The 21,456-nt window shown below is 73.1% G+C and carries 18 protein-coding genes; 10 read left to right on the top strand and 8 right to left on the bottom strand.

Features of this window, described 5'->3' with window-relative positions; all coding sequences use genetic code 11:
• The first annotated feature begins 40 nt into the window (after positions 1-40).
• Both ACLE50_RS16325 and ACLE50_RS16320 read left to right on the top strand, forming a co-directional pair.
• Complete coding sequence (locus ACLE50_RS16325) at positions 41-1,000, top strand: ROK family protein (protein WP_410944411.1); 960 nt, start codon at positions 41-43, stop codon at positions 998-1,000.
• Between the two features lie 6 nt (positions 1,001-1,006).
• The gene (locus ACLE50_RS16320) at positions 1,007-2,734 is read left to right on the top strand and encodes an alkaline phosphatase D family protein (RefSeq protein ID WP_410944410.1); all 1,728 of its coding nucleotides are present in this window, start codon (positions 1,007-1,009) and stop codon (positions 2,732-2,734) included.
• 26 nt (positions 2,735-2,760) lie between these two features.
• Here the strand turns inward: ACLE50_RS16320 and ACLE50_RS16315 are convergent, their stop codons facing one another.
• Positions 2,761-3,531 (bottom strand): maleylpyruvate isomerase family mycothiol-dependent enzyme, encoded by a 771-nt coding sequence (locus tag ACLE50_RS16315; protein ID WP_410944409.1) that lies wholly within the window; start codon positions 3,529-3,531, stop codon positions 2,761-2,763.
• Positions 3,532-3,679: 148 nt separating this feature from the next.
• Between ACLE50_RS16315 and ACLE50_RS16310 the strand changes: the two genes are divergently transcribed.
• Positions 3,680-3,955: a hypothetical protein gene (locus ACLE50_RS16310; RefSeq protein ID WP_410944408.1), complete on the top strand. Its 276-nt coding sequence runs from the start codon at positions 3,680-3,682 to the stop codon at positions 3,953-3,955.
• A 128-nt stretch (positions 3,956-4,083) separates the two neighbouring features.
• Entirely contained in the window at positions 4,084-7,341 is a 3,258-nt protein-coding gene (gene icmF, locus ACLE50_RS16305) for a fused isobutyryl-CoA mutase/GTPase IcmF (protein ID WP_410944407.1), read from the top strand.
• 276 nt (positions 7,342-7,617) lie between these two features.
• Here icmF and ACLE50_RS16300 read toward each other — a convergent pair whose 3' ends face one another.
• Positions 7,618-8,859: an MFS transporter gene (locus tag ACLE50_RS16300; protein ID WP_410944406.1), complete on the bottom strand. Its 1,242-nt coding sequence runs from the start codon at positions 8,857-8,859 to the stop codon at positions 7,618-7,620.
• Positions 8,860-8,926: 67 nt separating this feature from the next.
• Between ACLE50_RS16300 and ACLE50_RS16295 the strand changes: the two genes are divergently transcribed.
• Both ACLE50_RS16295 and ACLE50_RS16290 read left to right on the top strand, forming a co-directional pair.
• Entirely contained in the window at positions 8,927-9,826 is a 900-nt protein-coding gene (locus ACLE50_RS16295; protein ID WP_410944405.1) for a LysR family transcriptional regulator, read from the top strand.
• 319 nt (positions 9,827-10,145) lie between these two features.
• Complete coding sequence (locus ACLE50_RS16290) at positions 10,146-10,928, top strand: helical backbone metal receptor (protein WP_410944404.1); 783 nt, start codon at positions 10,146-10,148, stop codon at positions 10,926-10,928.
• Positions 10,929-10,995: 67 nt separating this feature from the next.
• Here ACLE50_RS16290 and ACLE50_RS16285 read toward each other — a convergent pair whose 3' ends face one another.
• Both ACLE50_RS16285 and ACLE50_RS16280 read right to left on the bottom strand, forming a co-directional pair.
• Complete coding sequence (locus ACLE50_RS16285; RefSeq protein ID WP_410944403.1) at positions 10,996-12,564, bottom strand: GMC family oxidoreductase; 1,569 nt, start codon at positions 12,562-12,564, stop codon at positions 10,996-10,998.
• Positions 12,565-12,616: 52 nt separating this feature from the next.
• A complete protein-coding gene (locus ACLE50_RS16280) occupies positions 12,617-14,086 on the bottom strand; it encodes an aldehyde dehydrogenase family protein (RefSeq protein WP_410944402.1) in 1,470 nt (489 codons plus the stop codon).
• Positions 14,087-14,252: 166 nt separating this feature from the next.
• Between ACLE50_RS16280 and ACLE50_RS16275 the strand changes: the two genes are divergently transcribed.
• The gene (locus ACLE50_RS16275) at positions 14,253-15,020 is read left to right on the top strand and encodes an IclR family transcriptional regulator (RefSeq protein WP_410944401.1); all 768 of its coding nucleotides are present in this window, start codon (positions 14,253-14,255) and stop codon (positions 15,018-15,020) included.
• Here ACLE50_RS16275 and ACLE50_RS16270 read toward each other — a convergent pair.
• Entirely contained in the window at positions 14,989-15,453 is a 465-nt protein-coding gene (locus tag ACLE50_RS16270) for an SRPBCC family protein (protein WP_410944400.1), read from the bottom strand. The genes ACLE50_RS16275 and ACLE50_RS16270 overlap by 32 nt on opposite strands.
• A gap of 239 nt (positions 15,454-15,692) precedes the next feature.
• On the opposite strand from ACLE50_RS16270, the gene ACLE50_RS16265 reads away from it, so the two are divergent.
• From ACLE50_RS16265 to ACLE50_RS16255, 3 genes are all read left to right on the top strand, one after another.
• A complete protein-coding gene (locus ACLE50_RS16265; RefSeq protein WP_410944399.1) occupies positions 15,693-15,992 on the top strand; it encodes a hypothetical protein in 300 nt (99 codons plus the stop codon).
• Positions 15,993-17,564 (top strand): alpha/beta hydrolase, encoded by a 1,572-nt coding sequence (locus ACLE50_RS16260; RefSeq protein ID WP_410944398.1) that lies wholly within the window; start codon positions 15,993-15,995, stop codon positions 17,562-17,564. It begins immediately after the preceding gene.
• Between the two features lie 177 nt (positions 17,565-17,741).
• Positions 17,742-18,392 carry a TetR/AcrR family transcriptional regulator gene (locus tag ACLE50_RS16255; RefSeq protein ID WP_410944397.1) on the top strand — a complete coding sequence of 217 codons (651 nt, stop codon included), beginning with the start codon at positions 17,742-17,744 and terminating at the stop codon, positions 18,390-18,392.
• A 78-nt stretch (positions 18,393-18,470) separates the two neighbouring features.
• Here the strand turns inward: ACLE50_RS16255 and ACLE50_RS16250 are convergent, their stop codons facing one another.
• From ACLE50_RS16250 to ACLE50_RS16240, 3 genes are all read right to left on the bottom strand, one after another.
• A complete protein-coding gene (locus ACLE50_RS16250; protein ID WP_340288879.1) occupies positions 18,471-18,674 on the bottom strand; it encodes a cold-shock protein in 204 nt (67 codons plus the stop codon).
• A gap of 248 nt (positions 18,675-18,922) precedes the next feature.
• Entirely contained in the window at positions 18,923-20,179 is a 1,257-nt protein-coding gene (locus tag ACLE50_RS16245; protein WP_410944396.1) for an alpha-hydroxy-acid oxidizing protein, read from the bottom strand.
• A gap of 5 nt (positions 20,180-20,184) precedes the next feature.
• Positions 20,185-21,402: a cytochrome P450 family protein gene (locus ACLE50_RS16240; protein ID WP_410944395.1), complete on the bottom strand. Its 1,218-nt coding sequence runs from the start codon at positions 21,400-21,402 to the stop codon at positions 20,185-20,187.
• Positions 21,403-21,456: the final 54 nt, after the last annotated feature.

Raw genomic sequence — 21,456 nt, 5'->3', positions numbered from 1 at the left:
CGGTGTGGACTCACGACCCGAAGGTCGTAATCATGCCCGGGTGACGAACGGACGGCGGGCGATCGGGCTCGACATCGGGGGAACGAAGGTCGCCGGAGCGATCGTGGCCGAGGATGGCACGGTCCACGCCGAACTGCGGCGCAACACCCCGGGGACCTCCGATGCCGACACCATGGACAAGCTTCTCGTCGAGATGGTCGACGAGCTGCGGTCGGGCGAGGGCGGAGAGGGCGTGTGCGCGATCGGGGTCGGCGCGGCAGGCTCGGTCGAGTGGCCGGTGGGTCGCATCCGCTGGGCACCCAACAACAGCTATCGCGACTGGGACGTGCGCGGACACCTGGAACGAGTGACCGGGCTGCCGACCGTCGTGGACAACGACGGCAACGTGGCCGGGCTGGCCGAGGCCCGGCTCGGCAAGATCCGCTACGACGACATGATCCTGCTGACCGTCGGCACCGGCGTCGGCGCGGGCATCGTGCTCGGCGGCCAGATCTACCGCGGCCCGCACGGCCAGGGCGCCGAGGTCGGGCACATGAACGTCAACCCGGACGGCCCGCAGTGCGGCTGCGGCAACTTCGGCTGCCTGGAGTCGATGGCCTCGGGCACCGCGCTGACCCGGATGGGACGCAGCGCCGCCGCGGGCGACCCCGAAGGCATGATCGCGACGCTGGCCCGGGAGAGCGAGGGCCCAGTCACCGGCCAGCACGTCACGATGGCGGCGATGGCGGGCGACACCACCGCGCAGTCGCTGTTCACCCGGCTCGGCCGGGCGCTGGGGATCGGCATCGCCAGCGTGAACGCGATCTTCGAGGTGGAGGCGGTGATCATCGGCGGTGGCCTCGTCGACGCCGGTGAGCTGCTGCTCGAGCCGGCCCGCCGGGCCGCCCGCGAGTTCGCCTACGCCCCCGCCGCCCGCCCGATCCCGCCGGTGCTGCCCGCCACCTACAAGGGTGACGCCGGCAAGATCGGCGCCGGGCTGCTGGCGCTCGAGGAGACCTGAGCCGTCGTGACCCTCCTGCTCGGCCCGCTGCTGCGCCACGTCGACGAGACGAGCGCGCTGGTCTGGGTCCAGACCGACGGTCCCGGGCGGGTCGAGGTGCTCGGCTGCTCGGCGGCGACGTTCGAGGTGGCGGGCTCGCACTACGCGCTCGTCGTCGTCACCGGGCTGGAGCCGGACAGCCGGATCCCCTACCAGGTGCACGTCGACGGGCAGCGGTGCTGGCCGCCGGAGCACTCGGCGTTCCCGCCCAGCACGATCCCCACGCGCGGCCCGGACCGCGCCGGGCACGCGCGGATCGTGTTCGGGTCCTGCCGCTACGTGAAGCTCGCCGACCCGAAGGCGGCCCGCGCGTACGGCCTCGACGCGCTCGACGTCTACGCCACGCGGATGGCGACGCAGCCGCCCGAGCAGTGGCCCGACGTCCTGCTGCTGCTCGGCGACCAGGTGTACGCCGACGAGCTCACCCCGCAGACCCGGCGCCGGATCGCCGGGCGCCGCGACCGCCACCTGCGCGAGCACGGCAGCGCGGCCGACCCGGTGCGCGACTGGCCCGAGGACGAGATCGTCGGCTACGACGAGTACGCCGGGCTCTACCGCGACACCTGGTCGGACCCCGAGGTCCGCTGGATGCTCTCCACGGTCCCCACCGCGATGATCTTCGACGACCACGACGTCCGGGACGACTGGAACACCTCCGCGGCCTGGCGCGCCGAGATGGCGGCGACGCCGTGGTGGCGCGACCGGGTCCGGGCCGGGCTGGCGTCGTACTGGGTGTATCAGCACCTGGGCAACCTCTCCCCCGCCGAGCTCGACGCCGACCACACCTGGCAGCGGGTCCGCACCGCCGACGGCGACGTCTGGCCGCTGCTGGCCACGATGGCCGACGCCGCGGACACCGAGACCGGCGACGGCGCCGAGCGGCACAAGGAGGTGCGGTTCTCCTTCTGCTGGGAGCTGGGTCGCACCCGGCTGGTGGTGATCGACTCCCGCAACGGCCGGATCGTCGAGACGCTGCCGCGGCGGATGGTCTCGGACTCCGAGTTCGACTGGATCGCCGCGCGCAGCCTCGCCCCGGGCGCGGACCATCTGGTGCTGGGGACGTCGATCCCGTGGCTGATGCCGCAGGGGATCTCCGACGCCCAGGCCGCCGTCGAGCGGATCGGCAACGGCGACGGCGTACTGGCCCGGCTGGCCGAGAAGGCACGCCAGGGCGTCGACATGGAGCACTGGCCGGCGTTCGGGCACTCGTTCGCCCGGCTCGCCGACCTCGTCCGGCGGGTGTCGCGCCCGCACGGCGGCGAGCCCGCCCCGGCGACGGTGTCGGTGTTGTCCGGGGACGTGCACCACGGCTACGCCGCCGTCGCCGACGTGCACGCCGGGCCCGGCACCGACACGAAGGTCAACCAGCTGACCTGCTCTCCGGTGCACAACGTCGTCCCGCTGGTGATGCGGGTGCTGTTCCGTGCAACGTGGTCGCGGCTGGTGGCCCGGCTCAGCGCACCGCTGGCGCACGGCTCGGGTGCCGAGGCCGCCGACGTCCGCTGGGCCCGTACCGCGGGGCCGCTGTTCGGCAACCTGATCGCGACGCTGGAGACCGACGGCCGCCGCGCCGCGGCCCGGTTCGAGACCCCGCGCACCGCGTCCACGCTCGACCCGGCCGCCGAGGTGGTGCTGACCGAGCAGGCCCCCGCCGGTTTCGCCGGCGCGACCCCCGCTCCCACCGAGGTGCGGTAGCCGCTCAGAAACGGCCCAGCAGCGGCTCAGAAACCGGTGCGGGCCAGCCAGGTCGTCCAGACGCCGGCATCACCGAGGACCTGCAGCCGGTCGTCGTCGGCGGGGATGCGGCGCAGCGTGCCCTGCAGCAGGTCGGCGGCGCGGCCGCGGACGGCGGCGTCGCCCTTGCCGTGCCCGTGCTCCCAGACGACCCGGCCGCCCTCGCCGCGGATCATCCACTCGCCGTCGTGGCCGAGGCCGTCGTCGGTGGCGTGCAGGTGCAGCGACGCGCCGTCGGCCAGCGGCGGCTCGTCGCCTGCCGGGCGGGCGGCGAGCAGGCCGAGCCACTCGGAGACGCCGTCGGCGGCGACCGCGGGGTCGATCTCGAAGGGGACGCCGAGGGCGATCGCGGCGTCGGCCCGGTGCACGGTGGCCTCGTGCAGCCGGCGCCGGATCCACCAGGCCGCCGGCTTCGGCCCGGTGAACGTCCAGACCGGTGCGTCCGGCCCGGCCGCGTCGACGGCGTCGAGCAGCTCGCCGGCGCCGTCGCGCAGCCACTGCGCGCCGGTCGCCGGGTCGTCGGCCGGTGGCTTCCCGCCGGCGACGTCACGCGGGTCGAGCGCCTCGGTCGCGCCGGAGGCCACCATCTGGGCGGCCCAGCGGTGCCCGCGCCCGGTGTGCCGGAGCAGCTGCTGCAGCGTCCAGCCCGGGCAGGTGGGAACCTCCAGCGTGAGGTCCGCCCCGGCCAGCAGCTCGGCCAGAAGATCGTTCTCGGTGACCAGCGCGGCAGCGGGTGACGCGGCGGATGACTCGGACATGAACTCCGGCCTCTGTGGTGGAAACTGTCGCCGACGGTCCGGCGAGTCATGCATGCCGGGCGCCGCGTTCGGGTACTTATAGATCATGCCGCCTCACCGCGACTGGACGCGACGGGGTGCGGGGCGGGCGCTGCTGTACTGGCCACTCGTGGCTTTTCTGCTCGCGGCTGCCTTTCCTGCACTCGCGGTGCCGCTCGTCCTGGCCTCCGGACTGACCCTGTTCGTTCTCGGACTGATCACCGGCTTCGCCGGGAAGCGATGGCGCGCGTACAAGCTGGTGCAGGCGCAGCGGGTCGCCGCGGAGATCGCGGGCGCCGAGACGGGGGCCTGGCCCACCGGCCGGCACGCCCAGCGCGGGGACGCCCCGCCGGAGCCGGCGGCCGAGCCCGCGCGGTCGGGCGCAGCACAGCCGCACGCCGCCTGAGCGCTCGCAGCTCGGGCGGTCGCCTCATGATCGCATTGTGACCCCGGCTTCCTTGTACGTCCGATACTAGGATGTCAAACTAAATGGGCCGGGTCCCGCCGTCGTCCGCCCGGCGGGAGGAGCGGATCATGGCCGATCCGACGCTGCACGTCCCGTCACACCCGGTCCGGTTCGTCACCGCGGCGAGCCTGTTCGACGGGCACGACGCCGCGATCAACATCATGCGGCGCATCCTGCAGAAGCAGGGCGCCGAGGTGATCCACCTGGGGCACAACCGTTCCGTGGACGAGGTCGTGAACGCCGCGATCCAGGAGGATGTCCAGGGCGTCGCCATCTCCTCCTACCAGGGCGGGCACGTCGAGTACTTCTCCTACCTGGTCGAGCTGCTGCGCGAGCGCGGCGCAGGCCACATCAAGGTCTACGGCGGTGGCGGGGGCGTGATCGTCCCCGAGGAGATCGAGCTGCTGCACTCGCGCGGCGTCTCGCGCATCTTCTCCCCCGAGGACGGCCAGCGCCTCGGCCTGCCCGGGATGATCAACATCATGATCCGGGAATGCGACACGGATCTGACCGACTCGCCGCCGCCTGGCGCTGTATCGATGGTCGGCTCCGCAAGCTCCGCCTCCTACGACGGCCTGTTCTCCGGCGAGACCGCCACGCTCGCCCGGGCGCTGACCATGGCCGAGTCCGGAAAGCTGCCCGACGAGGTGCGCGAGCGCATCGCCGCCTCCGAGCGGCCGGTCCCGGTACTCGGCGTCACCGGCACCGGCGGCTCCGGCAAGTCCTCGCTGACCGACGAGATCGTCCGCCGCTTCCGCCTCGACCAGGAGGACAAGCTCCGGATCGCCGTGCTCGCCGTCGACCCGACCCGGCGCAAGGGCGGCGGCGCGCTGCTCGGCGACCGGATCCGGATGAACGCGCTCTCGGGTGAGCGGGTGTTCTTCCGCAGCCTCGCCACCCGCGGCGGCGACGGCGGCTCGCTGCCCGAGCGGCTCGGCGACGCGATCTCGGTGCTGCGCGCCTCCGGCTTCGACCTCGTGATCGTCGAGACCCCGGGCATCGGCCAGGGCGACGCGGGCATCGTCCCGTTCGTCGATCACTCCCTCTACGTGATGACGCCCGAGTTCGGCGCCGCGTCCCAGCTCGAGAAGATCGACATGCTGGACTTCGCCGACGTCGTCGCGATCAACAAGTTCGAGCGCCGCGGCGCCGAGGACGCCCGCCGCGACGTCGGCCGCCAGCTCGTGCGCAACCGCGAGGAGTTCGGCGCGACCTGGGAGGACATGCCGGTCTACGGCACCTCGGCCGCCACCTTCAACGACGACGGCGTCACCGCCCTCTACCAGCACCTGCGCGACATGCTGGCCGCCGACGGCCTGACCGTCGGCGAGGGCCGGTTGCCGCGGGTGGAGACCAAGACCTCGTCGGACTACGCCGCGGTCATCCCTCCGGAGCGGGTCCGCTACCTCGCCGAGATCGCCGAGACGCTGCGCGGGTACCACGCCGACACCGAGACCCACGCCGCCGCAGCCCGTACCGCACAGCACCTGCGCACCGCCCGCGAGATCGTCGGCGAGCCGGTGGACGAGGCGCTGGCGAAGGCGGAGAAGCAGATCCCGGCCGAGTCCGCCGAGCTGCTCGAGCAGTGGCCGGGCCGGGTCGAGGACTACTCCGGCGACGAGTACGTCTACACCGTGCGGGACAAGGAGTTCCGCACGAAGCTGACCCGGGAGACGCTGTCGGGCAGCAAGGTCCGCCGCGTCGCGCTCCCCCGCTACGACGACGACGGCGAGCTGCTGCGGTTCCTGCGCCGGGAGAACCTGCCCGGCTACTTCCCCTTCACCGCAGGGGTGTTCCCGTTCAAGCGCGAGGGCGAGGACCCGGCGCGGATGTTCGCCGGTGAGGGCGACCCGTTCCGCACCAACCGCCGCTTCAAGTACCTCTCACAGGACTCCGCCGCCAAGCGGCTGTCGACGGCGTTCGACTCGGTGACCCTCTACGGGCACGACCCGGAGACCCGCCCGGACGTCTACGGCAAGGTCGGCACCTCCGGCGTCTCGATCGCCACGCTCGACGACCTCAAGGCGCTCTACGACGGCTTCGACCTGTGCTCGCCGACGACGTCGGTGTCGATGACGATCAACGGCCCGGCGCCGACGATCCTGGCGTACTTCCTCAACACCGCGATCGACCAGCAGGTGGACCGGTTCGTCGAGGAGCAGGGCCGCGAGCCCGACGCCGGTGAGCGCGAGGAGCTCGTGGCCTACGCGCTGGCCAACGTCCGCGGGACCGTGCAGGCCGACATCCTCAAGGAGGACCAGGGGCAGAACACCTGCATCTTCTCCACCGAGTTCAGCCTGCGGATGATGGCCGACATCCAGGAGTGGTTCATCGCCCACCAGGTGCGGAACTTCTACTCGGTCTCGATCTCCGGCTACCACATCGCCGAGGCCGGGGCGAACCCGATCAGCCAGCTCGCGTTCACCCTGGCCAACGGGTTCACCTTCGTCGAGAGCTACCTGGCACGCGGGATGAGCATCGACGACTTCGCGCCGAACCTATCGTTCTTCTTCTCCAACGGCATGGACGCGGAGTACACCGTGATCGGCCGGGTCGCCCGGCGGATCTGGGCGGTGGCGATGCGCGAGCGCTACGGGGCGAACGAGCGGTCGCAGAAGCTGAAGTACCACGTGCAGACCTCGGGCCGGTCGCTGCACGCGCAGGAGATGAACTTCAACGACATCCGGACCACGCTGCAGGCGCTGTGCGCGCTCTACGACAACGCGAACTCCCTGCACACCAACGCCTACGACGAGGCCGTCACCACCCCGTCGCAGGAGTCGGTGCGCCGCGCGATGGCGATCCAGATGATCATCAACAAGGAGTGGGGCCTGTCGCTGAACGAGAACCCGCTGCAGGGCTCGTTCGTGATCGACGAGCTGACCGACCTCGTCGAGGAGGCGGTGCTGCAGGAGTTCGAGTCGATCTCCCAGCGCGGCGGGGTACTGGGCGCGATGGAGACCGGCTACCAGCGCGGCCGGATCCAGGACGAGTCGATGCTCTACGAGCACCGCAAGCACGCCGGGGACCTGCCGATCGTCGGCGTCAACACGTTCCTCAAGCCCGGGCGCGACGACGAGGAGCCGCAGGAGATCGAGCTGGCGCGGGCCACCGAGGAGGAGAAGGTCTCGCAGCTGGACCGGCTGGAGGACTTCCAGTCCCGGCACCGGACCGAGGCCGAGCAGGCGCTGCGGCGGCTGCAGGACGTCGCGACCGGCGACGGCAACGTGTTCGACGAGCTGATGAGAGCGGCGCGGGTGTGCTCGCTGGGTCAGCTGACGAACGCGTTCTTCGAGGTCGGGGGCCAGTACCGCCGCAACATGTGAGCCGGCACCGGCCCCCGGGGCACCTCGGGGCCGGGTCAGCGGCGGGTGCGCGACCGGCGGCCGCGGCTCCAGCCGCCGAGGATGCCGATGGCCTCGAAGACCGACTCGGCGGCCTTGGAGATCTTGCGTCCGTTGGTCTTCTTCATGATCCGGTCCTCCGGGGGAAGGTCGGTTCTCGTGGGGGCCTCACCACCGTGCCAGACGACGATCCCCGTCACCCGTCCGGGTGGCGGGGATCGTCGCATTCGTCCGGAGTCGCGACGGTCCGGACGACGCTCAGGCCGGCGGGGCGCTGCGGCGCAGGACCAGGGCGAGGGCCAGGGCGCCGAGCAACAGGGCGCTGACGTAGCCGGTGACCCCGATCCAACCGCCGTGGTCGTAGGCGACGCCGCCGAACGCGCCGCCGAAGCTGGAGCCCGCGTAGTAGCCGACCAGGTAGAGCGACGACGCCTGAGCCGGCACCGCGCCCGTCCGCAGGACCGCGCGGCGGCCCACCCAGCTGCTGGCGACCGAGTGCGCGCCGAAGAACCCGACGGTGACCAGCAGGAGTCCGACGAGCACCGTCACCAGGTTGTCGGGCAGGGTCACCCAGATCCCGGCCAGCGCGATCAACGTGGCCACCCACAGCACCGGGCGGCGACCGAACCGGTCACCAAGGCGCCCGGCCTGCGTCGAGGCCCAGCTCCCGGCGAGGTAGCCGAGGAAGACCAGCCCGACGAGCGTCGCGGGCAGCGAGAACGGCGGGGCCAGCAGCCGGAAGCCCAGGAAGTTGTAGACCGTCACGAACGCACCCATGAGCAGGAACGCCATGCCGAACAGGCACAGCAGACCGGGGTCGGTGACGTGGGCGCGCAGCGGGGCGCCGAGGTCGCGCAACCGGGTGCGGGGCGGGGTCGGCGCGGTCGGGGCGGGCAGGACCAGGCGGAACGCGATCGTCGCCAGCACCGACACCGCACCCACGGCCGCCATGCCCGCGCGCCACCCGCCGAGCTCGGCGACCCAGGTGGCGACGAGCCGGCCGGACAGACCGCCGAGGGTGTTCCCGGCGATGAGCAGGCCGACCGCGCCACCGAGGTGGCGGGGTGCGACCTCATGGGTCAGGTGCGCCATCGACAGCGCCGGCAGCGCGGCCAGCGCGATGCCCTGCAGTCCGCGGATGACGACGAGCGCCCCGAAGGTCGGCGCCAGCGGTGCGACCAGCGCGAGGACGGCCGAGGCGCCGAGCGCCCACGTCATGACGCGGGCGCGGCCCCAGGACTCGGTCATCGCCGACAGCGGGAGGACGGCGAGGGCCAGGGTCCCGGTCGTCGCCGACAGCACGAGGCTGGCGGTCGAGGAACCGACGCCGAACTCCGCCGAGAGCCGCGGCAGCAGCCCCTGCACGCTGTAGACCAGCACGAACGTCGCCAGTCCCGAGAGCCAGAGCGCGATCCCGAGGCGACGGAACTCGGGCGTTCCGCGCTCGACGGGAGCGGCGAGCCGGCCGCCGGGAACGGTGGAGCGATCGATCGTTGCCATCGCGTACGACCGTAGGCGCGACCACAGCATGCGTCCAATGCATGTTACGAGTGCTTATCATCCATCCATGCATGAGTCGCTGGCGCCGGGGCTGCACCGGTTCGTCGCGGTCGCACGGACCGGGCACCTGACCCGGGCGGCCGAGCAGATCGGCGTCCCGCAGCCGACGCTGTCGCGGTCGATCGCCCGGCTCGAGGACGAGCTCGGGGTGTCGCTGTTCCGCCGGGCCGGGCGCGGGCTGCACCTCACCGCGGCCGGCCGGACGCTGCTCCCCCGTGCCGAGGCCGCGCTGGCCGAGCTCACCGCCGCCACCGCCGAGCTCGCCGGTGACGCCGATCCCACCACCGGCCGCGTCGCGCTCGGCTTCCTCGGCACGCTCGGGCTCGACGCCGTGCCGCGGCTGCTGCGCGACTTCCGCCGGGAATACCCGGGCGTACGGATCCGCCTGGTGCAGGCACGGCACGCCGGGCTGCTGGAACGGCTGCGCGACGGCAGCGTCGACCTCGCACTCACCTCGCCGCTGCCCGACGAGACCGGCCTGGAGTCCGTGCCGCTCGCCGAGGAGGAGCTGCGCCTGGCGGTCCCGGCCGAGCACCCGCTGGCGGCGCGGACCGAGATCGACCTCGCCGAGGCGGCCGACGAGCCGTTCCTGCTGTTCGCCCGGGGCTACGGGCTGCACGGCACGGTGCTGCGCTGGTGCCGCGAGGCCGGGTTCGAACCGCGACCCGCGTTCGAGGGCGGCGAGTCAGGGACGCTGCGCGGGCTCGTCGGCGCGGGCCTCGGCGTGGCGCTGCTGCCGGTCGCGGCGCCGATCGCGGGCGTGGTGGAGGTGCCGGTGCGATCGCCGCACACCGTCCGGACACTCGGCATGGTCCGCCCCACCGGCGACCGTCCCACCGCACCCGTCGCCGCCCTGCGGGCCCACGTCCTGGAGCACGCACCCCGGGTGCTGGCGCAGACGCACTGAGGTCGCGCCGCGGGCGGCGGACATCCATCCCGGAGATGCCTCAGCCGCTGAGACATCTCGCGAGCCACCGAGACATCCGCGAGCCGCCGACACATCCCGCGAGCCACCGACACATCCCGCGAGCCATTGAGACATCCCGCGGCGGCAGAACCCCCCGCGGAGTGCCTCACCTACTGAGGTACCTCGGCGGGGTGACCACCCTGCGGCTGCCCGCGCAGGGAGCGCGGTCCCGGCGCACCGGCCGCCGTCCGCGCCCCGGCAACGTCCGATCCACGGCAGCACCCCGCTCCGCCGCGTCCCGCCGACTACGGTCGGCCCCGTGAGCCCCGCGACCGACCCTGCGACCGATCCCGTGCTCGACGACGAGGGCCGCGCGGTCCCGGTGCCGGAGCGTGTGCAGCGGGTGGTGTCACTGGTCCCCTCGCTCACCGAGGCGGTCGCGGCGAGCGCGCCGGGACTGCTCGTCGCCGCCACCGACTGGTGCACGCACCCGGCGGACCTCGACGTGGAGCGGATCCGGGGCACCAAGAACCCCGACGTCGAGCGGATCGTCGCGCTGGCCCCGGACCTGGTGCTCGCCAACCAGGAGGAGAACAAGCCCGGCGAGCTCGACGCGCTGCGCGCCGCGGGGCTCGCGGTGTACGTCACCGACATCCGCGACGTCGACGGCGGCCTCGCCTCCCTCGGCCGGATGCTCACCGCGTGCCGGCTGCCCGAGCCGGACTGGCTGCGCGAGGCCCGCGAGCTGTGGGCGGCGGTCGAGCCCGCGTCACCGCGGCGCCGCGCGGTCGTCCCGATCTGGCGGAAGCCCTGGATGGCGGTCGGCTCCGACACCTTCACCGGCGCCGTGCTGGACCGGCTGGGGATCGGCAACGTCCTCGACGACTCCCCCGAGCGCTACCCCCGCTTCGACCCGGCCGAGCTGCCGCCGCACGACCTCGTCGTCCTGCCCGACGAGCCGTACACCTTCACCGCCGACGACGGCCCGGAGGCGTTCGACGCCCCGTCCGCCCTGGTCAGCGGCCGCCTTCTCACCTGGTACGGACCCAGCCTGGTCGAGGCCGCCCGCGAGCTGCCCGCGGCACTCGGCCTGCGGACGTAACCGGCCCCGGACAGCGAACGACCCGGCCCGCAGAACGCGGACCGGGTCGTTCGGGGCGTGTGGACGCTCAGCCGGAGTGCGCGGCCTTCAGCAGGTCCGAGCACTTCTCGCCGATCATCATCGTGGTGATGTTCGGGTTGATCGCCGGCAGGAACGGCATGGCCGACCCGTCGGCGACGCGCAGGTTGCGCACCCCGCGCACCCGCAGCTCCGGGTCGAGGACGGCCATCTCGTCGTCGTCGGTGCCCATCTTGGCCGTGCACGCGGGGTGGTACACGGTGTTGTGGGTCCGGCGGATGTAGTCGGCCAGCTCCTCGTCGGTGGTGGCCTCCGGCCCGGGAGCCAGCTCCTGGGCCACCCACTCCTTCAGCACCGGCTGCTCGGCGATCCTGCGCGCCAGCCGGATCCCCTCGATCATCACGCGCATGTCGTGACCCTCGGGGTCGGTGAAGTAGCGCGGGTCGACCTTCGCCCGGTCCCGGAAGTCCCGGGTCCGCAGCCGCACGGTGCCCCGCGAGCGGCCGCGGGTGACGTTCGGCGTGAGACAGAAGCCGTTCTCGGTGGTCGGGTAGCCCCACCGCACGGTGTTCAGGTCGAACGGGACCGAGCCGTAGTGCATCATCAGGTCCGGCCGGTCGAGGCCCTCGACCGTGCGGCTGAACAGGCCGATCTCCCACCACTGGGTGGACTCGTCGACCATCGGCTTCGCGGCCTCCCAGAAGACCAGGCCCTCGACGTGGTCGTCCAGGTTCGAGCCGACGCCCGGGGCGTCGACGCGGACGTCGATGCCGAACTCGGCCAGGTGCTCGGCCGGGCCGATGCCCGAGAGCATCAGCAGCTTCGGGGTGTCGATCGCACCGGCGGAGAGGATGACCTCCCGGTCGGCGTAGACCTTCTCGTAGCCCGGGCCGATGCCGCGCATGTACTCGATGCCGGTGGCGACGTCGGGGTCGTCACCGTCGAAGAGCACCTTCGAGGCCCAGCAGTCGGTCCGGACCTCGAGGTTGGGCCGCTCGTCCAGGATCGGGTGCAGGTAGGACACCGACGCCGAGGCGCGGGTCCCGTCCGGGAACCGGTTGATCTGGAAGTAGCCGGCGCCGTCGGTGACGGTGTGGCCCTCGTTGAACTTCACCGTCGGGAGCCCGACCTCGGACGCGGCCTCCAGCACGGCGTTGCCGCAGGGGTCCACCGCCGGGATCTGCATCAGGTTGACCGGGCCGGAGCGGCCGTGGCCCTCCCACTCGCCGTCGTTGGTCTCCAGGCGCTGGATCAGCGGCCAGCAGTCCTCGGCGGACCAGCCGGTGAGGCCCATGGAGGCCCACTCGTCGAGGTCCTCCTTCGGCGTCCAGAACGCGATACAGGAGTTGTGCGACGAGCACCCGCCCAGCACCTTGGCGCGGGCGTGCCGCATGTGCGAGTTGCCGTTCTCCTGCTCCTCGACCGGGTAGTCCCAGTCGTAGCCGGAGTCGAGCAGGTTCATCCACTCGTTCAGCTTGAGGATGTTGTCATCGCCGACGTCGCTCGGGCCGGCCTCGAGCAGGAGCACCCGCGTCTGCGGGTCCTCCGAGAGCCGCGCCGCGAGGGCACATCCGGCGGACCCGCCGCCGACGATCACGTAGTCGAACCGATCCGTCATGCCATCTCTCCCATGCCTACGGAGATCTCCTTCACTCTGTGGCCCCGCCCGGTCACTCGCCGGAGAACCAGCGCTGCGGCTCCGGAGCGGTGTTGTTCCAGATGTGCTTGATCTCCTGGTACTCCGCCAGGCCGGTCGGTCCGAGCTCGCGCCCGTTGCCGGAGCGGCCCATGCCGCCCCACTCCGCGCCCGGGAAGTACGGGTGGAAGTCGTTGATCCACACGGTGCCGTGGCGCAGCGCGTTCGCGACCCGGTTGGCGCGCCCCATGTCCTGGGTGAACACCGCACCGGCCAGGCCGTACTCGGTGTCGTTGCCGAGGCGGATGGCCTCCTCCTCGGTGCTGAACCGCTCGACGGTCAGCAGCGGGCCGAACGTCTCCTCCTTGATCAGCTCCGAGCCCTGCGGCAGGTCGGTGATCACGGTGGGGAGGTAGAAGTAGCCGTTCTTGAGCTCCGGGGCGTCCGGGCGTGCACCGCCGCAGCGGATGGTCGCCCCCTCGGCGCGGGCGGCCGCGACGAAGTTCTCGATCTTCTCGAGGTGCTGCGCAGAGACCAGCGGGCCGACCTCGACGCCGTCGTCCAGCCCGTTGCCCAGCTTGATCCGCTGCGCCCGGCGGACGATCTCGTCCACGACGTCGTCGGCGATCGAGTCCTCGATGATCAGCCGCGCACCGGCCGAGCAGACCTGGCCCGAGTGCAGGAACACCGCGAGCATCGCGTAGTCGACGGCGAGCTCGAAGTCGGTGTCGGCGAACACGACGTTCGGGTTCTTGCCGCCCAGCTCGACGGCGGTGCGCTTCACGGTCTCCGCGGACGCACGGATGATCGAGCGCCCGGTGTTGAGGCCACCGGTGAAGCTGACCATGTCGACGTCGGCGTGCTCGGTGAGCGGGGCGCCCACGTCGGGCCCGGTACCCAGCAGGATGTTCACGACGCCGGCGGGCACGCCCGCCTCGGCGCACAGCTCGACCAGCTTGATCGAGGTGAGCGGCGTGACCTCGCTGGGCTTGATCACCATCGTGTTGCCGGCGGCGATGGCCGGGGCGACCTTCCACGACAGCTGCAGCAGCGGGTAGTTCCACGGCGTGATCAGCACGCAGACGCCGACCGGCTCGTGCACGATCCGGGAGACGACGTCGGGGTTGCCGGTGTCGACGACGCGGCCGGCGTCCTTGTCCGCCAGGCCTGCGTAGTAGCGGAAGACCGCGGTGACGTCGTCGACGTCCTGGCGGCCCTCGACCAGCGTCTTGCCGGTGTCCAGGGTCTCGCTGCGGGCGATCTCCTCCCGATCGCGGACCAGCAGGTCCGCGATGCGGCCGAGAATCTCTCCCCGTTCACCGCAGGAGGTGGCCCGCCACGGGCCCGAGTCGAACGCCGTGCGCGCGGCGGCGACCGCGCGGTCGACGTCGTCGGGCCCGGCCTGGTCGACCTCGCAGATGGTCGACGCGTCGTAGGGGTTGATGACCGGTGCGGTTCCCGCGGAACCGCCGGTCCACGTTCCGTCGATGTAGAGGCTCGGCACGGCGAGCAAGCTTCACCACGCGGACGCCCGTGCGCAACCGGTGACACGAACTCGCCCCTGGAAGATCACCGGTCGGAGCAGCGCAGCGGGGCGGAGGTGACGCCGGTCTCGGCCCGGTCCGCCCCCGGGGACGACGGCACGGGCGTTGCGCCGTTAGGGTTGCGCCATGGGCAACCCGGTGCGCACCCGCGAGTCCGGAGTGCAGTCCGTCGACCGCGCGATCACCGTCCTCGAGCTGATCGCGGGACGCGGCGAGGCCGGCGTCAGCGAGCTCGCGACCGCGCTCGACGTGCACAAGTCCACCGCGTTCCGCCTGCTCGGGGCCCTGGAGACGCACGGACTGGTCGAGCAGGTCGGCGACCGCGGCAAGTATCGGCTCGGGTTCGGGCTCATCCCGCTGGCCGGGCGGGTCGCCGAACGCCTGGAGGTCACCACCCAGGGCCGCCCGGTGCTCGACGAGCTGGCGAGCGAGCTGGGCGAGACGGTCAACCTGGCCATCCCCGACCGCGGATGGGCGGTGAACGTCGACCAGGCCCGCGGCCCGTCGATGGTCACCACCTACAACTGGCTGGGCCGGATCACCCCGATGCACAACACCTCCAGCGGCAAGGTGCTGCTCGCCGCGGCGCTCGCCCTGGACCCGGCCGCGCTCGACGAGCCGGTCCCCGGCGGGGAGAAGGTGAACCGCAAGGAGCTGGCGGCGCTGCTCACCGAGGTCACCGAGTGCGGGTACGCGTGGTCACTGGAGGAGCTGGAGACCGGGCTCAACGCCGTCGCGGCGCCGGTGCGTGACCACTCCGGGACCGTCATCGCGGCGCTGTCGGTGTCCGGGCCGTCCTACCGGCTGCCGCCCGAGCGGATCGACGAGATCACCCCGGACGTCGTCGCCGCGGGGCGCGAGGTCAGCCGGCGGATGGGCTGGTGGGAGGACTGAGGTTCTCCAGCACCGGCGGCAGGGTGCGCTCCACCTCGTCGCCGACGCGCTCGAACTCGCGGCGCAGGAACGGTCCCGCGAGCTTGAGCAGGCCCTTGAACCGCAGGTCGGCACGGTAGGTGATCGTCGAGCCGCCGTCCTCGGACGGTTCGACATGCAGGTCGTCGGTGGCGACGACCGTCGGGTTCTCCCCCACGAACACCAGCCGCGACGCGGTGCGCTCGGTGAGCCGGACCAGCAGCTCGGTCTCGCGGCCGTTGAACACCGACACCGTGTGCCAGGTGCTGCCGACCTCGACGACCCCGGCGTCGTCGGCCCGGGTGGCGGTCCGGGTGCCCGGGTCCCAGGTCTCGCTGTGCCCGAAGTCGGCAAGGTAGCCGAGCACGGTCTCCACCGGAGTGGACACCGTCATCACCCGCTGGACGCCGACCACGACGCTCCCCTCACCGGTTACGAACGGCGACGATGTTCTCACGTCAACCCGCCATGATCGAGTGCACCGGCTGGCGTGGCCGGAACCCGTCGCGATCGTGATCGTCCCGTGCCGTTCCGCCCCGCCCGGCCGCCGCCCGGCGCAGAATCCCGCTGTGTCGACGAGTCGTCGGCGGGCGGTCGGCGTGTATGCGCCGCACGGGATCCGGCGCGTACGCGCCGCAGGGACGAGGAGGCGCCGTGGACGGGGATCTGGTGCGGATCCGCCCGGACGAGCTGGACACCGCGGCCCGCTCGTACGACGCCGTCGCCGCCGGGATCGGGGCCGCGCCGCCCGCCGAGCCCGGTGCGGCCGCCGGGTTCGCCGCGACGGCCGTGGCCGTCGCGCTCGCCGGGGACCGGGACGCGGAGCTGCACCGGGACCGGCGTGCGGCGCACGAGCTCGCCGAGGCGCTGCGGGGCGCCGCCGGGGCGTGGCGGGACACCGACACGGCGGTGGCCGCGGAGCTCGCCGCGCGGCCCGGACCGGGTGGGCCCTGAGTGCCGACCGTCGCCGAGCTGCTCGCCGTCGACCCGTCGGGGTGGCTGCACCGCGCCGCGGACTGGGACGCGCTCGGGCGGGGACTGGCCGCGCAGGTCGCCGAGCTGGACCGGGCCGCGTCGTCGCTCGGCCGGGACCGCTGGGTGGGTGCGGACGCCGACGCCGCGCGGGGCGCACACGCCGTGCTGCGCGGGCGGCTCGCGGCCGCGGCGTCGTCGGCGGCGGGGACCGCGGCGGCCCTGGAGGACTGGTCCGGACGCGTGCTGGCGGCCCAGCGGACGCTGCTCGCCGCCGTCGCCGCGACCGACCCGCTGCTGACCGCGTTCGACACGGCCTCCGGGCTCCCCCGCCTCGCCCGCACCGCGACACTCGCCGCCCTCACCGGATCGCTGCCGCGTTTCGCCGCGGACGCCGCGCTGCTCGGGTCGGCGGTCGTGGCCGCCACGACCGCCGCCGCCCGGGCCGACGACGACGCCGTCACCGTCCTGCGGGGCCTCGGGCCCGCGGCGGCGCCCACTCCCCCGGTCGCCCCCGCACAGGTCCGGGACTGGTGGCACGGTCTGGGCCCCGACGGGCGCGCGCAGCTGCTGCACGACGACCCCGCCCTGGTCGGAACGCTCGACGGGATCCCGCTCGCCGACCGCGACCGGGCGAACCGGCTACGGCTCGACGGCGAGCTGACCGGGCTGCGGAGTCGGCTCGCCGCCGAGCGGCGGCGCGGGGCGATGCGCGCGGCCGGGCGGACCACGGCGGCGCTGGCCGGGCTGGAGGCGGCGGCGCACGCGCTCGCGGCACCGTCGTCGTACCTGCTCGACGTCGGCCCGGGGGCGCCCGGCGGGGGCGGGCGGCTGGTGGTCGCGCTGGGGAACCCGGAGCGGGCGGCACACGTCGTCACGCACGTGCCGGGCACGGCGTCGGGCTGGGCGTCGGCCGGGGAGGACCTGCGCCGGGTCACCGCCACCCGCGACGCGGCCGCGCTGCGGGGCACCGGCGAGGTCGCCGCGATCCTGTGGACCGGCTATGACGCCCCGCCCGGTCTCGGTGCCGCGACCTCGGCACTGCCGGCCCGTGCGGCGGCGGAACCGTTGCGGCGCTTCCAGCAGGGCCTGCGCGACGGCCACGACGGCCCGGTGCACCTGACCGTCGTCGGGCATTCCTACGGGTCGGTGGTCGCCGGGGCGGCGGCTCGCGGCGGCCCAGTCGCCGACGACGTCGTGCTCGTCGGCAGCCCGGGTGCAGGCGCGTCCCGGGCTGCCGACCTCGGTGGTGCGGGCCGGGTGTGGGCGACGACCGCGGAGCACGACCCGGTCCGGTTCGGGCCGGGGCCGGAGATGTTCGGTACCTCGCGCCCCTTCGGGCCCACCGGGCTCAGCCACGGGCCGGATCCGGCCGGTCCCGCGTTCGGCGCCCGGGTGTTCGGCTCCGCACCCGGTCACGTGCTGCCCACCGCCGACGACCCGGCCACCCCGACCGACGAGTCCGCCCTCGCCGCCGCCCACTCCGCGTACTGGGACCCGGGGGCGCCGAGCCTGACCACGCTGGGCGACATAGTTGCCGGGACAAATGAGTGACTCTTCTCGCTGTGTCACTCTCGGTAACGAACATGCCGCCGTGCGAGGCCATGAGAGCCCCTCTCGCCCTCTACCGGGAGTGCTGACGGATCAGAGATGGTGCAGGTCACCACTAGTCGTCAGCGAGAGGGCGACTACCTGATCACCCGTTCGCGAACGGGCAGTAGTATGCGGGGCGTGACCGAGACCGAGAGCAGACCGGCGAGGCGCACCGGCCGTCCACCACTCACCGACCGGGCGACCCTGCTGGCCGCCGCACGCGAGCTCGGCTTCTCCGATCTCACCGTCGGTGCCGTGACGGCCAGGGTCGGCGTCAAGTACTCCACGTTCTACCGCCACTTCCCGAGCCTGGAGGCACTCCAGGCCGCGCTGGCGAACGAGTTGTTGCCCCGTGACGCCTTCCCGACGCTCGGCGGCGGACGGTGGCAGGAGGAGCTGCTGGCGGTGACGGCGGCGACCTTCGACGTGATGGCGGCCCATCCCGGGATGGCGGGCGTGCTCGTGCGCCTTCCCGAGGTGCCGGAGACGCTGATGACCGTGTACCGCGAACTGATCGACAGCCTGCTGGCCGCCGGGTTCAGCGCCGAGGACGCCGTTCTGGCGGCCGGCTCGGCGTTGCACACCGGACTGGGCCCGTGGCTGACCGCCGCACCCGGCCGTGGCGCCGGGGACCTGCACCGCGCCCCGCAGATCGTCGACTCGATGCAGCCGTTCGCACCCCAGGTGCGTGCGGTGTTCCGCGACCAGGTCGACGACCCGCCGCGGAGCTGGACGCTGCGCCGCGTCGAGATCCTGATCGCGGGGCTGGAGAGCCGGCTGGCGTCCTAGAGAGAAACTGTCCGAACACGGCGAAGGCCCGGGGTGCGCTGCACCCCGGGCCTTCGCTCGTCTGCCGGTTCTAACCGGTCAGGAGGGCACGACCTGGTCGGCCTGCGGACCCTTCTGACCCTGCGTGACCTCGAAGGTCACGGCCTGACCCTCGTCGAGGCTGCGGTATCCGGAGGTCTGGATCGCGCTGAAGTGGACGAACAGGTCCTGCCCGCCTCCGTCCGGCGTGATGAACCCGTACCCCTTCTCCGCGTTGAACCACTTGACGGTTCCCTGTGGCATCCGGATGTCTCCTCGCGTATTGCCGAATATCTAGCACCACGGACCCTAGCGGCTTCCACCACGCAGGTGTGCGCCGCTCCACCAGATTCCTCGGCGCGTCGCCGTACGGCCCGGATTTTCGCCCGGTTCGTGCTCGGTCGTCCCGGTTCCAGGACCGCTCACCGACGCGCGACCAACCCACCGGCGTACAGCGCCCAGGTCACCAGGACCGGTTGCCCCGCAAGGAGGGCCCGTCCCGCGCGGCCGGTTCATGGGCGCTCCCGCAGCTCGATCCCCGACGGCGTCGTCGCCCCGGACAGGCCGCACACCAGATCCAGCTCGGCGAGCACGTTCTCGATCACGCGGGCGACGCCGCGGGCGCCGTCGAGCGCGAGGCCGTGGGCCACCGGGCGGCCGAGCAGCACCGCACGGGCACCGAGCCGGACGGCGGTGGCGACGTCGGCGCCGGTCCGCACGCCGGAGTCGAGCAGCACCGGAGCACGATCGGCCACCGCGTCGACCACGGCGGGCAACGCGTCCAGCGAGGCGACCGCGTGGTCGACCTGACGCCCGCCGTGGTTGGACACGACGACGCCGTCGGCGCCGGAATCGAGGGCGCGGCGCGCGTCGTCGGGGTGCAGGACCCCCTTCACGACGACCGGCAGCCGGGTCCGCGACCGCAGCGTCGCCAGGTCGTCCCAGGTCAGGTGCGGTCGCGAGTACACCCGCAGGAACGTCTGCACCGCGGCCCGCGGCAGCGGTGAGCGCAGGTTGGCCAGGAACGAGCCGGGTGCGTTGCGGCTGATCTCGAGGAACGTCCGCACCGCCTGCGGGGTGACCTTCGGCGCCGGGCCCTGCGCCGGCGCGTCGAGGCTCTGCTCGGCGAGGCGGCGGAACACCGGGTCCGAGGTGTACTGCGCGATCCCGATCCCGCGGGCGAACGGCAGGTGCCCCAGGTCCAGGTCCTGCGGGCGCCAGCCGAGCATCGAGGTGTCGACGGTGACCACGACCGCCTCGCACCCGGACGCCTCGGCGCGGGCCAGGAAGCTGTCGACCAGCTCGTCGGAGGTCGACCAGTAGAGCTGGAACCAGCTCGTCCCGGCCGCGGCGGCGATCTCCTCCACCGGCGCCCCTGCCTGGTTGGAGATCACCATCGGGACGCCGGTCGCCGCGCAGGCGCGGGCGATCGCGACGTCCGCGCCACGCCGGACCAGGTCCAGCGCGCCGATCGGGGCGGTCAGCAGCGGGGCGGGGATGCGCCGGCCGAACAGCTCGACCGACAGGTCGCGCTCGCCGACGTCACGCAGCATCCGCGGCACGATCTCGCGGCGGGCGAACGCGGCGCGGTTGGCGCGCATCGTCGTCCCGGCGCCTGCGCCGCCGGCCACGTAGGCGTCGGCGCGGCGGGACATGGCGCGCCGGGCGCGGCGCTCCAGCTCGTCGGGGCCGGTGGGGACGCGCGGGCGGCCACCGGAGACGCCCTCGGAGTAGATCCGTTCCTGCCGTGCGCGCCCCGGTGCCGCCATGATGATCAGCCTACGGTCAGCCGCACCGGCAGGCTGGTCAGTCCGTTGATCAGCGTGCTGATCCGGTGCGGTCCGGGCTCGCCGCGCAGCGTCATGTCCGGGAACCGGGACAGCAGGGTGCGGAATGCGATGTCGGCCTCGAGCCGGGCCAGCGGGGCGCCGAGGCAGTGGTGGATGCCGTAGCCGAACGCGAGGTGCCCGGACGCGTCCCGTTCGACGTCGAGCCGCTCGGGCTCGGCGTAGCGCTCGGGGTCGCGGTTGGCACCGAGCAGCGAGACGAGCACCAGCTCGTCGGCCGGGATGGTGATCCCGTCGATCTCGACGGGCTCGTCGGTGAACCGGAACGTCGCGAGGTCGACCGGGCCGTCGTAGCGCAGGAACTCCTCGACCGCGTGCGGGATCTTGTCCGGGTCCTCGGCCAGCACCGCGCGCTGGGCCGGGTCGCGCAGCAGCGCGGCCATCCCGTTGCCGATCAGGTTGACCGTGGTCTCGTGCCCGGCGACGAGCAGCAGGAACGCCATCGCCGTCGTCTCGCCGTGGGTGAGCGAGTCGCCGTCCTCGGACGCGCGCACGATCACCGACAGCATGTCCTCCCCCGGGTTCGCGGCCTTGTCGGCGACCAGGTCGGTGAGGAACCGGGACATGGCCGCGGCGGCTGCGGCGCGCTCGTCGTCGGGGGCGTGGGACAGCAGGGTGCTGGACCAGTGGCGGAAGTCGTCGCGCCGGTCCTGCGGGACGCCGAGGATCTCGCATATCACGGCCATCGGGAGCGGGAAGGCGAACTCGTCGAGCAGGTCGACGTCGGGCCCGGCGGCGGCCATCGCGTCGGCGAGCTCGGTCGCGATCTCCTCGATCCGCGGGCGCAGCCTGGCGATGGCGCGCATCGTGAACGCCCGCGAGACGAGCTTGCGCAGCCGGGTGTGGTCCGGCGGGTCGGCGTTGAGCATGTGCCCGACGAGCGCGTCGGTGAACGCGCGCTCCGTCCCGGAGGCTCTGTGCCGCTCCAGGATCGGCGGGATGCGGCGGGAGTCCTTGAGCAGGCGCGGGTCGTTGAGCGCGGCGCGGGCGTCGGCGTAGCGGGTGATCATCCAGAAGCCGAGGCCGTTCGGGCCGGTCGCCCGGACGGCGGGGCGGTCGACCCGCAGCTCGCGGTAGAGGCCGTCGGGGTTCTCGAAGAAGGCGTCGTCGAGCTCGATGGGCTCGGTCCGCTCCACGGTGGTCATCGTTGCTCCGTCCGTTCGGGTCCCCCAAGACTTACACAGTCTGTGCAAAAATGC

This window comes from Pseudonocardia phyllosphaerae (genome assembly GCF_046546475.1).
Classification (GTDB): domain Bacteria; phylum Actinomycetota; class Actinomycetes; order Mycobacteriales; family Pseudonocardiaceae; genus Pseudonocardia; species Pseudonocardia phyllosphaerae.
This window is presented reverse-complemented; position numbering and strand designations above follow the sequence as displayed.